Annotated in this window: 13 protein-coding genes; 11 read left to right on the top strand and 2 right to left on the bottom strand. The window is 71.4% G+C overall.

Annotation, left to right across the window (positions count from 1 at the left end):
• Window positions 1-39: 39 nt before the first annotated feature.
• The 11 genes from OG361_RS34775 (at window position 40) to OG361_RS34725 (ending at window position 10,667) form a co-directional block, all read left to right on the top strand.
• Window positions 40-1,602: a sugar ABC transporter ATP-binding protein gene (locus OG361_RS34775; protein WP_405859966.1), complete on the top strand. Its 1,563-nt coding sequence runs from the start codon at window positions 40-42 to the stop codon at window positions 1,600-1,602.
• The gene (locus tag OG361_RS34770; protein WP_405859964.1) at window positions 1,595-2,638 is read left to right on the top strand and encodes an ABC transporter permease; all 1,044 of its coding nucleotides are present in this window, start codon (window positions 1,595-1,597) and stop codon (window positions 2,636-2,638) included. Before OG361_RS34775 ends, OG361_RS34770 begins: the two co-directional genes overlap by 8 nt.
• A 103-nt stretch (window positions 2,639-2,741) precedes the next feature.
• On the top strand, window positions 2,742-4,067 hold the full coding sequence (locus OG361_RS34765) for an L-fuconate dehydratase (RefSeq protein WP_405859962.1): 1,326 nt from the start codon (window positions 2,742-2,744) through the stop codon (window positions 4,065-4,067).
• Window positions 4,060-4,962 carry an amidohydrolase family protein gene (locus OG361_RS34760; RefSeq protein ID WP_405859960.1) on the top strand — a complete coding sequence of 301 codons (903 nt, stop codon included), beginning with the start codon at window positions 4,060-4,062 and terminating at the stop codon, window positions 4,960-4,962. Before OG361_RS34765 ends, OG361_RS34760 begins: the two co-directional genes overlap by 8 nt.
• On the top strand, window positions 4,953-5,390 hold the full coding sequence (locus OG361_RS34755) for an RbsD/FucU domain-containing protein (RefSeq protein WP_405859958.1): 438 nt from the start codon (window positions 4,953-4,955) through the stop codon (window positions 5,388-5,390). The genes OG361_RS34760 and OG361_RS34755 overlap by 10 nt, the downstream gene beginning before the upstream one ends.
• On the top strand, window positions 5,387-6,430 hold the full coding sequence (locus tag OG361_RS34750; RefSeq protein ID WP_405859956.1) for a zinc-binding dehydrogenase: 1,044 nt from the start codon (window positions 5,387-5,389) through the stop codon (window positions 6,428-6,430). Before OG361_RS34755 ends, OG361_RS34750 begins: the two co-directional genes overlap by 4 nt.
• Entirely contained in the window at window positions 6,427-7,188 is a 762-nt protein-coding gene (locus tag OG361_RS34745; RefSeq protein WP_405859954.1) for an SDR family oxidoreductase, read from the top strand. The genes OG361_RS34750 and OG361_RS34745 overlap by 4 nt, the downstream gene beginning before the upstream one ends.
• A complete protein-coding gene (locus OG361_RS34740) occupies window positions 7,185-7,814 on the top strand; it encodes a bifunctional 4-hydroxy-2-oxoglutarate aldolase/2-dehydro-3-deoxy-phosphogluconate aldolase (protein ID WP_405859952.1) in 630 nt (209 codons plus the stop codon). Before OG361_RS34745 ends, OG361_RS34740 begins: the two co-directional genes overlap by 4 nt.
• Window positions 7,811-8,890 (top strand): PfkB family carbohydrate kinase, encoded by a 1,080-nt coding sequence (locus OG361_RS34735; RefSeq protein ID WP_405859950.1) that lies wholly within the window; start codon window positions 7,811-7,813, stop codon window positions 8,888-8,890. The genes OG361_RS34740 and OG361_RS34735 overlap by 4 nt, the downstream gene beginning before the upstream one ends.
• A 44-nt stretch (window positions 8,891-8,934) precedes the next feature.
• Complete coding sequence (locus OG361_RS34730; protein WP_405859948.1) at window positions 8,935-9,948, top strand: aldo/keto reductase; 1,014 nt, start codon at window positions 8,935-8,937, stop codon at window positions 9,946-9,948.
• On the top strand, window positions 9,939-10,667 hold the full coding sequence (locus OG361_RS34725) for a FadR/GntR family transcriptional regulator (RefSeq protein ID WP_405859946.1): 729 nt from the start codon (window positions 9,939-9,941) through the stop codon (window positions 10,665-10,667). The genes OG361_RS34730 and OG361_RS34725 overlap by 10 nt, the downstream gene beginning before the upstream one ends.
• A gap of 31 nt (window positions 10,668-10,698) precedes the next feature.
• On the opposite strand, the gene OG361_RS34720 is transcribed toward OG361_RS34725, so the two are convergent.
• Together OG361_RS34720 and OG361_RS34715 are read right to left on the bottom strand one after the other, a co-directional pair.
• Window positions 10,699-10,965, bottom strand: a complete 267-nt coding sequence (locus OG361_RS34720) for a restriction endonuclease (protein WP_405859944.1) — start codon at window positions 10,963-10,965, stop codon at window positions 10,699-10,701.
• A 149-nt stretch (window positions 10,966-11,114) separates the two neighbouring features.
• Window positions 11,115-12,431, bottom strand: coding sequence for a hypothetical protein (locus OG361_RS34715; protein ID WP_405859942.1), 1,317 nt, complete (start codon window positions 12,429-12,431; stop codon window positions 11,115-11,117).
• Between the last annotated feature and the right edge of the window lie 15 nt (window positions 12,432-12,446).

Genomic DNA, 12,446 nt, shown 5'->3' with positions numbered 1-12,446 from the left:
CCCGACTGCTTCGACGATCACGAGTACAAGGCGGTTGACATGAGCGACGGGGAGCGAAGCATCACCCCCGGGCCCGCCCCTGCGGGCGGCGGACGGGTCCGGACGGACCCGCCCGTCGTCGAGGCGACGGGCATAGTCAAACGGTACGGCCCCACCGTGGCGCTCAACGGCGCCCGGATCACCATCCGGCAGGGCGAGACGCACGCGCTCGTCGGGCGTAACGGAGCCGGCAAATCGACCCTGGTGTCGGTGCTCACCGGCCTGCAGGCACCGGACGAGGGGACGGTGAACCTGGGCGGCGCCCCGGCACCCCGGCTCGCCGACCGGGACGGTTGGCGGGAGCGCGTGGCCTGCGTCTACCAGAAGTCGACGATCATCCCTACCCTGACCGTCGCCGAGAACCTCTTCCTCAACCGGTACGGACAGGCCCGAGGCAGGCTCATCGGCTGGCGGGAGGTACGCCGACGGGCGCAGGACCTGCTGTCGACCTGGTCGGTGGAGGTGGATCCGCAGACCCTGGCGGGTGAGCTCGACGTGGAGCAGCGTCAGTTCGTCGAGATCGCCCGGGCCCTGTCCTTCGGGGCCAGGTTCATCATCCTCGACGAACCGACGGCCCAGCTCGACGGAGCCGCCATCAGCCGGCTCTTCGACCGCATCCGCGACCTGCAACGGCAAGGCGTGACGTTCCTCTTCATCAGTCACCACCTCCAGGAGGTCTACGAGATCTGCGACATGGTGACGGTGTTCCGGGACGCCGGTCACATCCTGACCGCGCCCGTCTCCGACCTGCCCCGTACCGAGCTCGTGGCCGCCATGACCGGCGAGGCGGCGGGGGAACGGCGCGAGGAGCGGCGGAGCACGCTCGACGCCACCGCGCCCGCCGCGCTGAGCGTCAAGGGGCTCGGGGGCGCCGCGTACGACGATGTCACCCTGCAGGTGGGCGCCGGCGAGATCGTCGGACTCGCGGGGGCCGCCGGCAGCGGTCGCACGGAGGTCGCCGAGACGGTCGTGGGCCTGCGGTCCGCGGAGAACGGCCAGGTGGCGATCGCCGGCCGGCGCCCCCGCCCCGGCAGCGTGCCTGCGGCCCTGGCCGCCGGCGCCGGATTCGTACCGCAGGACCGCCACCACCAGGGCTTCGTACCCGACATGTCGATCGCGGACAACGCCACCCTGTCCGTACCCGGCAGGCTCGGCCGCTACGGATTCCTGAGCCGCACCCGCCGGGACCGGCTCGCTGCGGCGATGATCGAGAAACTGGCCGTCAAGACCCCCGGCCCCGACCTGCCCGTCTCCGCGCTGTCCGGAGGCAACCAGCAGAAGGTCGTCATGGCCCGGGCCCTGGCCGACGACCCCCGGCTGCTCGTCCTCATCAACCCGACCGCGGGTGTGGACGTGCGGTCCAAGGAGTTCCTCCTCGGCAAGGTCGAGGAGACCGCCGAATCCGGAGCCGGTGTGCTCATCGCCTCCGACGAGCTCGACGACCTGCGCATGTGCGACCGGGTTCTGGTGATGTTCCAGGGCCGGGTCACGACCGAGATCGCCCGCGGCTGGCACGACCACGACCTCGTGGCCGCGATGGAAGGAGTGGACCTCCATGCCTGAGACCGTCCTCACGGGCACGCCCTCGCCGAAGGACGCCGAGGTCCGTTCCCCTCGACCCGGCCTGATCGGCGGCCGGATCCCCCTGGCCCGGCTACGTGATCTCGCCCTCGTCCCCGCGATCGTGGTGATCGCGATCGTCGGCCAGATCGTCAACCCCGTCTTCCTGCAGCCGGACAACCTGATCAACGTGCTGCAGACCATGTCGGAGATCGCCCTCCTGGTCCTCGCGCAGACGATGATCCTGATCGTCAAGAAGATGGACCTGTCCCTGGAGTCCACGATGGGCCTCGCCCCCGGGATCGCCGCCTGGCTGGTGGTGCCGGTCGGCGCGGGCCACGGGCTCGGCCTCCTGCCGGGCGCCTGGGCCGTCGCCGTCACGCTCGCCGTGGGCGCCCTGGTCGGCGTGGTCAACGCCCTGCTGATCATCCGCTTCGGACTCAACGGCTTCATCGTCACCCTCGGCATGTTGATCGTGCTCCGCGGTGTCCTGACCGGCGTCTCCGGAGGGCAGACGTTCTTCCAGCTCCCACCGTCGATGCTCTACCTCGGCACCGCCCAGTGGCTGGGCGTGCCCGCCTCCATCTGGATCTGCCTGGTGCTGTTCGCCGTGGCCGTCGTCGTGCTCGGGTGGACGAGCTTCGGCCGCTCGCTGTACGCCATCGGCGGCAACGTCGACGCCTCGAAGGCAGCCGGCATCCGCACCGACCGGGTGCTGTGGATCGTCATCGTCGTCGGCAGCGTGCTCGCCGCCCTCGCCGGACTGCTGCTGTCGGGGCGCCTCGCCTCCGTCGCCTCCGCCCAGGGCAACGGCTACATCTTCACCGTCTTCGCCGCCGCCGTCATCGGCGGGATCAGCCTCAACGGCGGCAAGGGCACCATGTTCGGAGCCTTCAGCGGCATCCTGCTGCTCTTCATGATCCAGAACGTGCTCACCCTGGCCGGCGTACCCGCCCAGTGGATCGGCGCCCTCAACGGCCTGATCATCCTGGTCGCCCTCACCCTCTCCCGTATTACGGGCGGCAAGGTCCAGGAATGAGCCCGGCGGCCGCCGCCCCACGGACCATCGGCCGCCGGCCCCCCTCGCGCCGCCGCCCCACTCGTCGCAGGCCCTGCCCTGCCCTGCCCCCGAAGGAGTCACCATGTCCTCCCCGCTGCCCGCATCCGCCCGCGTCACCGCCCTGGACGTGCTGGACGTACGCTTCCCCACCTCCGAGCATCTCGACGGTTCGGACGCGATGAACCCCGAACCCGACTACTCGGCCGCCTACGTCGTCCTGCGCACCGACGCCGGTGACGAGGTGGAGGGGCACGCGCTCGCCTTCACCACGGGCCGCGGCAACGACGTCCAGGCCGCTGCCATAGCCGCCCTCGCCCCGTATGTGGTCGGCCTCTCCGTCGACGAGCTCTGCGCCGATCTCGGGGCGTTCTCCCGCACCCTCGTCCACGACCCCCAGCTGCGGTGGCTGGGCCCGGAGAAGGGCGCCATCCACATGGCCACCGGCGCCGTCGTGAACGCCGCGTGGGACCTCGCCGCCAAGCGGGCGGGCAAGCCCGTCTGGCGCCTGCTCGGCGAGATGACGCCCGAGGAGCTGGTCGCCCAGGTCGACTTCCGCTGGCTCAGCGACGCCCTCACCCCCGAGGAGGCGCTGGAGATCCTGCGCCGCGCCGAGCCGGGCCGCCGGGAGCGCGTCGCCCGCCTGCTGGAGAAGGGCTACCCGGCCTACACCACCACTCCCGGCTGGCTCGGCTACTCCGACGAGAAGCTGGCCCGGCTGGCCCGCGAGGCCGTCGCCGAGGGCTTCACCCAGATCAAGCTCAAGGTCGGCGCGTCCTTGGAGGACGACATCCGGCGCATGCGGACCGCCCGCGAGGCGGTCGGCGCCGACATCCGCATCGCGGTGGACGCCAATCAGAGATGGGACGTCCAGCCGGCCATCGAATGGATGCGGGCCCTGGCTCCCTACGACCCCTACTGGATCGAGGAGCCGACGTCCCCCGACGACATCCTCGGCCACGCCGCCGTCCGTGCCGCGCTGCGTCCCATCAAGGTCGCGACCGGTGAGCACATCGCCAACAGGGTGGTGTTCAAGCAGCTGCTCCAGGCAGGCGCGGTGGACATCGTGCAGCTCGACTCGGCCCGGGTCGGAGGCGTCAACGAGAACATCGCGATCCTGCTGCTCGCCGCGAAGTTCGGCGTGCCGGTCTGCCCGCACGCCGGTGGGGTGGGCCTGTGCGAGATGGTGCAGCACCTGTCGATGTTCGACTACGTGGCCGTCACCGGGACGGTCGAGGACCGGGTCCTCGAGTACGTCGATCACCTCCACGAGCACTTCGTCGACCCGGTCCGCATCGCCGACGGGCACTACCTCGCGCCGACACTGCCCGGGCTGAGCGCGCAGATGCACCCGGAGTCCCTCAAGGAGTACGTCTACCCCGACGGCCCCACCTGGACCGCCCGTGTCTGACGCACCACGGCTCATCGACGCCCACCACCACGTGTGGGACCTCCGACGCCGCCCCCAGCCCTGGCTCGACGCGCCCGGCCACGCACCGATCCGCCGCGACTTCACAACCGAGGACCTGCGGGCGGCAGCCACCCGGCCCCTCGCGGGCCGACAGCTGGACGGCACGGTGGTCGTCCAGTGCGTGCCGTCCGTGACGGAGACCCGCGAGCTCCTGCACCTGGCCGACAGGGACCCGATGATCCGGGCGGTCGTCGGCTGGGCCGACCTCACCTGCCCAGCGATCGGCTACGTGCTCGACACACTGCTCACCGACCGCGGCGGTCCCTATCTGCGTTCCGTACGCCATCTCGTCCAGGACGAGCCGGACCCCCGCTGGCTGCAGCGGCCGGAGGTGGAACGGGGGCTGCGCGCCGTGGGCCTTCGCGGTCTCGCGTACGACCTGCTGATCCGCAGCGACCAGTTCCCCCAGGCGGTCCGGCTCGCGGAGCGGCTGCCCCAGCTGCCGCTGGTCCTGGACCACGCCGGAAAGCCGCCCCTCGCCCGGGGCTCGCTGAACGGATGGGAGCGGGACGTGCGACGGCTCGCCGCACACCCGCAGGTGCGGTGCAAGCTGTCAGGTCTGATCACCGAGGCGGATCACGCCACGTGGACCCTCGACGACATCCGCCCCGTGTGGGACGTCCTGCTCGACGCCTTCGGGCCCGACCGGCTGATGTTCGGCTCGGACTGGCCGGTGTGCGTCCTCGCGGGCGGCTGGAACCGCTGGACCGCCACGGTGGAGGAACTCCTCGCCGACCGCACGCCCGCCGAGGTGTCGGCGGTCCTCTCCGGCACCGCGACCGACTTCTACCGCCTCACCCCCGCCGTCCGGAAGGAGCGGACGCCGTGCTCCTGACCGGACTGCTGCACCCCGGCATCCTCGAAGCGCTCGCCGGCGCCGGACACGGCGCCCGTGTCCTGATCACCGACGGCCACTACCCGGCGAGCACCGCCGTCGGCGAGCGGGCCAGAACCGTCCATCTGAACCTGACGCCGGGCCTGCTCGACGTCACCACCGTGCTCGACGCGCTGCTGCCCGTACTCCCCATCGAGTCGGCGCAGGTGATGGCGCCGCCGGAAGGGGCACCGGAACCGCCGGCGATCGCCGAGTACCGCGCCCGGCTGGCTCACGTCCCCGTCGGCACGCTCGGGCGCCTCGACTTCTACGACGCCGTACGTTCCCCCGATCTCGCCCTGACCGTCGTCACGGCCGACATCCGCACCTACGCCAACCTCCTGCTCACCATCGGCGTCCGCCCCGAAGGGACCCTGACCTCACCATGACACTCGCAGTCCACTACACCGGCCCACGTGCCCTGGGCACGGCACCCGCGCAGACATCCGCCCCCGGCCCCGGCGAAGTAGAACTGGCCCCCGCCTACGTCGGCATATGCGGCACCGATCTGCACATATTCCACGGCGACATGGACGCCCGGGTCAGCAGGCCCGCCGTCCTCGGCCACGAGATGTCCGGCCGGGTCCTGCGCGTCGGGCCGGGCGTGAACGGTCCGACGCCGGGGGACGCGGTGACCGTGATGCCGCTGCGCTGGGACGGCACCTGCCCGGCCTGCCGCGCCGGTCACCGGCACGTCTGCGGGCACCTCGACTTCATGGGCATCGACTCCCCCGGCGCGATGCAGCAGCGGTGGACCGTACCCGCGGACACCCTCGTCCCCCTGCCCGCCTCGCTCCCCCTGGACCGGGCCGCGCTCGTCGAACCCACGGCGGTCGCCGTGCACGACGTCGGCCGGGCCGACGTCCGCGCCGGGGAGAAGGTCGTCGTGGTCGGCGGCGGGCCCGTCGGGGTACTCATCGCGCTGGTGGCACAGGCCGCCGGCGCGGACATCCGGCTCGTCGAGCTCAGCGCCCACCGCCGACGGTGTGCCCAGGAGCTGGGCCTGGTGACCCTCGACCCGGCCGCCGTCGACGTGTCCGAGGCCGTCCGGCAGTGGACCGGCGACGCCGGCGCCGACGTCGCCTTCGAGGTCTCCGGCGCGGCCGGCGGAGTGACGACCGCCGTCGACGTCCTGGGCGTGCGCGGACGGCTCTGTCTCGTGGCCATCCACCCCCGGCCCCGCGAGATCGACCTGCACCGCTTCTTCTGGCGCGAACTCACGCTCGTCGGCGCCCGGCTCTACGACCGCGCGGACTTCGAGCGCGCGGTGACGCTGGTCGCCGACGGGACCGTCCCCGTGGAGCGGCTGATCAGCAAGGTGGTTCCGCTGATCGAGGCGGCCGACGCGTTCGCGGCCCTGGAGGGCGGCGGCGACGTGATGAAGATCCTCGTCGACTGCGGCGACGACACCCCCGGAGGCACGGCATGACGGCATTCGACCTGACCGGACGGCTCGCCGTCGTCACCGGCGCCCGGCGGGGCATCGGCCGCGCCATGGCCCGCGCGCTCGCCGGGGCCGGCGCGGACGTCATCGGCGTCAGCGCCCACCTGGAGGAGACCGGCAGCGACGTGGAGAAGGACGTCTTGGCGGCCGGTCGCGGCTTCGAGGCGATCCGCGCCGACTTCGCCGACCCGGAGGCCGTACGCGCCCTCGGCGCCGAACTCGCCGGCCGGAAAAGGCCGGTGGACATCCTGGTCAACAATGCCGGCACCATCCGGCGCACACCCGCCGCCGAGCACACGGACGAGGACTGGGACCTGGTCCTCCAGGTCAACCTCAGCGCCCAGTTCGCCCTCACCCGTGCGATCGGCGCCGGGATGGTGACCCGCCGCCGAGGAAAGATCGTCTTCACCGCCTCACTGCTGAGCTACCAGGGCGGGATCACCGTCCCCGGCTACACGGCGGCCAAGCACGGCATCGCCGGCCTCACCAAGGCACTGGCCAACGAATGGGCGCCCCACGGTGTCAACGTCAACGCCATCGCCCCCGGCTACATCGCCACCGACAACACCCAGGCGCTCCAGGACGACCCGGCCCGCAGCGCGGCGATCCTCGGCCGCATCCCGGCAGGGCGCTGGGGCGGCGCCGACGACCTCGCGGGCGCCACCGTCTTCCTGGCCTCGGACGCCGCCGCGTACGTCCACGGCACCGTCCTGCCCGTCGACGGCGGATGGCTGGGCCGATGACCGACAACTTCGCGTCCGTCCTCGCGGAGACCAGGCTCCTGCCGGTCCTGTCCGTGCCGTCCGCCGCGACGGCCGGCCCGCTCGCCGAGGCACTCGCGGCGGGCGGGGCCAGGTGCGCCGAGGTCACGTTGCGCACCCCGGACGCCGAGGAGGTCCTGAGGACGATGGCGGCGCACGGCGGTCTCACCGTCGGCGCGGGCACGGTTCTCACCCCTGAGCAGGCGGAACGCGCCGTGGCCGCCGGTGCCCGCTTCGTCGTCTCGCCCGGTTTCGACCCGGACGTCGTGGAGAAGTGCCGGGAGCTGCGGGTGCCCGTCGTACCGGGTGTGGCGACGGCGACGGAGCTGATGCGGGCCCTGCGGGCCGGTCTCGACACGGTGAAGCTGTTCCCGGCCGAGACGCTGGGCGGGCCGGCGGCCCTCCGGGCTCTCGCCGCGCCTTTCCCCGGGATGCGCTTCGTACCGACCGGAGGCATCACCGCTGACCGCGTGCCGGCCTACCTCGGCGTTCCCGCGGTCCTCGCGGTCGGCGGCAGCTGGATGGCCACGGCCGACCACCTGGAGCGCGGCGACTACGCGGAGATCCAGCGGCTGACGGCTCTGGCTGTGGCCCGGAGCGTCACATGACCGGCCGCCCCTGGGACGTGCTCGCGCTCGGCGAGGTGATGCTCCGCTTCGACCCGGGCGAGGGCCGCATCCACACCGCCCGGACCTTCCAGGTGTGGGAGGGCGGCGGCGAGTACAACGTCGCCCGCGGCCTGCGCCGCTGCTTCGGCCTGAACACCGCCGTCGTGACAGCGCTGGCCGACAACGCGGTGGGGCGGCTGGTCGAGGACCTGATCCTGCAAGGCGGAGTCGACACCTCCCTGATCCGCTGGGTCGCCGCGGACGGCGCCGGCCGCGATGTGCGCAACGGCCTCAACTTCGTGGAGCGCGGTTTCGGCGTGCGCGGCGCACTCGGCGTCAGCGACCGCGCGCACACGGCCGTCTCCCGCCTCCGGCCCGGCGACATCGACTGGGACGCCGTCTTCTCCGCCGGGCCCCGCTGGTTCCACACCGGGGGCGTCTTCGCCGGACTGTCCGACACCACCGTGGACGTCGCGGACGAGGCCATGGCCGCGGCCCGGCGGCACGGTGTGACGGTGTCGTACGACCCCAACTACCGCGCCAGTCTCTGGCACGGCCGAGGCGGAGCCGCCCGGGCCCGCGAGGTCGACCTCCGGCTCGCCCGGCACGCGGACGTCGTCGTGGGTGCCCTGGGACTGGCCGGCGCGCACGCCGACGCCGTCCGTTTCGCACCCGACGAGGTACCGGACGCGCTCGCCGACGTGGCCGGTCTGCTGCCGGGAGCCAGACTGCTCGCCACCACGCTGCGCCGCGTACCGTCCGCCGGCGTGAACGACTGGGGATCGGCGGCCTGGTCCGGCAGCACCGGCTTCGTCGCCGGCCCCGAGATGCCCGGCCTCCAGGTCCTTGATCGGATCGGGTCCGGAGACGGCTTCGCGGCCGGTCTGATCTACGGGCTGCTGGCCGCGGGCGACGGGACAGGCAACGGCCTCACCACCGACGGTGTGCGGCGCGCGCTCGCCTACGGCACAGTCCACGGGGCTCTCACCATGACCACGCCCGGCGACGTCTCCATGGCATCGATCCGCGAGGTCGAAGCGCTCGTCGCGGGCGGCTCGGCCTCGGTCAGCCGCTGAGCCCCGGCCGACACCTTCCCGCACCCCGACTCCAGGAGCACGCCTTGAAACATCGAAAGATCACGGACACCGCCGTCGAGCTCACCGAACTCGGCTTCGGCGCCTCCAGCCTCGGCAACCTGTACCGCACCACCCCCGACGTGGACGCCGCCGCCGCGGTCGAGGCGGCCTGGGAGGGCGGCATCCGGTACTTCGACACGGCGCCGCACTACGGCCTGGGTCTCTCGGAACGCCGGCTCGGTGCGGCCCTGCGCCACCGGCCCCGCGCCGAGTACACCGTCTCCTCGAAGGTCGGGCGCCTGCTCGTGCCCAACGAACACCCGCGCGGCGTCGACACCGAGGGCTTCGTCGTACGGGACGACCTGCGCCGGGAATGGGACTTCAGCCGCGACGGCGTACTGCGCTCCATCGAGGCCACCCTGCAGCGCACGGGCCTGGACCGCTTGGACGTGGTGTATCTGCACGACCCCGACGACCACTGGAGGCAGGCCGCCGACGAGGCCATGCCGGCCCTGGCGGACCTGCGCGACCAGGGAGTCGTCGGGGCCGTCGGGGTCGGCATGAACCAGTCGGCCATGCTCGCCCGTTTCCTGCGCGAGACCCCGGCCGACGTGGTCATGCTCGCCGGGCGCTACACCCTGCTCGACCAGTCTGCTCTGGACGACGTCCTGCCCGCGGCACAGGAACGCGGCAAGAGCGTGGTGGCGGTCGGCGTGTTCAACTCCGGGCTGCTCTCCCAGGACCGGCCGACCGAGGGCATGATGTACGACTACCGCCACGCGCCGTCCGAGCTGCTGACCCGCGCCAGGGCTATCGCCGAGGTCTGCGCCGCGCACGGTACGACGCTGCCGGCGGCCGCCATCGCCTTCGCCTGGAGTCACCCGAGTATCATCAACGTCACCCCGGGCATGAGAAGCGCCGCGCAGGTGACCCGCAACACGGAGCTTCACCGTCGGCACGTTCCCGAGAGCCTCTGGGACGACCTTCGCGCCCAAGGACTGATCAGACCGGACGTACCCGCCGAGAACCGTCGTCGAAGGAGTTCGCGTTGTCGCTGACCGACAAGGCCATCGCGCGGATCCGTGAGCTGATCCGCACCGGAGTCATGCCGCCGGGTTCGAAACTGCCTCCCGAACAGGAACTGGCCGCTCAGCTGGGTCTCTCACGCAACCTCGCCCGCGAGGCGGTCAAGGCCCTTGCCGTCGCCCGTGTCCTGGAGATCCGGCGCGGCGACGGCACCTACGTCACCAGCCTGGAGCCCACCCTCCTCTTCGAGAGCCTCGGCGGAGCGGTGGAGCTGCTCCAAGGCGACTCGCGGGCGTTGCAGGACCTCATGGAGGTCCGCCGCCTGCTTGAGCCGGCCGCCACCGAACTCGCGGCCACGCGGATCTCCGACGAGCAGCTCACCGAGGTGAGGCGGCACCTCGACGCGATGCGGGACGCCCGGGACGACGTCGAACGACTCAACGCCCACGACGCAGCCTTCCACGGCGCCGTCGTCTCGGCCACGGGCAACGACGCGCTGCTCACCCTCCTGGACGCCATCTCCGGACGCACGCTGCGCGCCCGCATCTGGCGCGGACGCCTCGACGCCGAAGCCGCGGACAGGACCCTCGCGGAACACGACGCGATCTACCAGGCGCTCGCCAGCCGCGACGCCTCACTGAGCCGCGCCGCCGCCCTGATGCACGTCAGCAACACCGAGCAGAGCCTCAAGGAACACCTGCGGGCAGGAGATCTTCCCGCTGACGTACCGACGCAGTCACCCGCTCACTGATGTTCCGCATCGGAGGGTAAGTCCGCGACGGCTACGGACAGCAGGTGCCGGTGCGAGTCCGCCACTCCCCGCAGTTCTCGAACGGGCCGACACCGACCGGTTGGCTGTAGTGCTTCACCTGCGCTATCGCGTCGCGGGCGATCACGTCGATGCCCCCATCGGCGCCGGCACCCGTCATCTGCGCGTCGGTGAAACCGAGACCGTGCATGTGGTCGACGGCGGCGAGCTCGGCATCCTGCCACGTCCGGATGGATCTCGCGCGGAACACCCCCGCGGATGAAACGGCGTCTTCTTCCACACACGGAGATGCGGATGCGGGTCCGGCCCCCGCCTGGTGTGCGCCGGGCATCCCCGAGGCGCTGCGCTCACCCTGCGCGGTGTACTTCCCAGAACGGTGAGGGGGCGATGCAACTCCGTGTGCTCCACCTTGAAGGTGCCAGAGCGCGCCTACGACTGAGCGGGCAGCGCAGGGAACACGACCAACGAGCCGTCCCTGTCGCGGACCATCTCGATCGCCACGTCCGTCGTGCGGCTGTTGACCGAGACGCCATCACCCAACTGGTGGATCCGGTGTATCGCGCCCATCAGGCGATCGACTTCACCGGTCGTGAAGACAGGCCGCAACCCTTGCGGGCGTGCCAACTCCAGCACCGACAAGCGCAGCAGGACACTGGCGATGCTCGACTCCATTTCTTCGAGGCGCTGTTGGTCGCGCTTGAGTGCGCGAGTGAAGTTCTCGAACAAGTTGTCAGGGTCGTTCTGGGCGTGCTCGACGGCCTGCAGGACGTTGACCCGCTGCTTCAGCGCAATGGCCAGGGCAGCGAGTTCGAGGTGGGTTCGGAACTCGCCGCCGTGATCGTCGATGCCGGGGAACGACTTGGTCAGCGTGCCGATCTCGACGGCCTGGCCGTCGGGCAGTTTGTCGAGTGCGCTCTGCCACCGGGCAAGGCGGCGGTCAGCGGCGCCCAGCGCCGAATTGATGGCATGCACTGCCGAGTCCAGTCCCAGCGAGGCACCGAGCTTGCCCTGGTCAAGCAGAATGGCAGTGGCTTTGTCGATGGCATCGCGGCAGCCGTCGAGTTCACTGTGCTCATCCTCGAGCTTCTCTTCGTGTAGTTGCTCCAGCAGTTCTGTGATGCGTTCGATGGCCTGCTGGCGCTTTCCGTCGGCATTCGCGCTCACTCCCACCGCTACGGCCATGAGCACGAGCGGCGCGGCCACGGTGAGCGCCGCGCTGCCGGCGACCGCGACGCCGGCTGTCGCACCGGCCCCACCGACCGTGCCTGCTGCTGCCGCTCTCCCGACCGGCACGAAGGTAGCGCCGGCAACGATGCCGCCCGTTGAGTTCACGAGTGGCCCCCGGATGCCACCGGCCACCGCCTTCGCCGCCATCGGGCGAACGATGCCCTGACCGAACTGGGCGGCAACCTTCGCTGGAACCACCATGCGATACAGGCCTTCGCCTGCAGCGGTCGCCTTAGCCGCAGTAGAGGAACCTCGCGCTGATTGCGTGACGAGCTGCGACAAGTGCTGTGCCAGCGGACTCACGGCATCGAGCGGGATGCCTCGGCTACGGTCCACCTTGTCGGGCAGCGGATGCACCTCAAGTGTGGCGATCGGCTCGTCGGCAAGGGCGGCCAGCACGCTGCGCAGTTCACTCAAACGCTCAGCAGTCATCGGCTTCTCTCCGGTCAATGCGGGCACCCGGACGTCACCGGTCGCCAGCGTCCACACCGGAACAGTCGCCTTGCGGTAGTCGATCATCGTCTCCCCTTGTTT

Source organism: Streptomyces sp. NBC_00090 (genome assembly GCF_045160815.1).
In the GTDB taxonomy this organism is placed as follows: Bacteria; Actinomycetota; Actinomycetes; order Streptomycetales; family Streptomycetaceae; genus Streptomyces.
The sequence above is the reverse complement of the archived record's forward strand: the minus strand, read 5'-3'. Positions and strand labels throughout refer to the sequence as shown.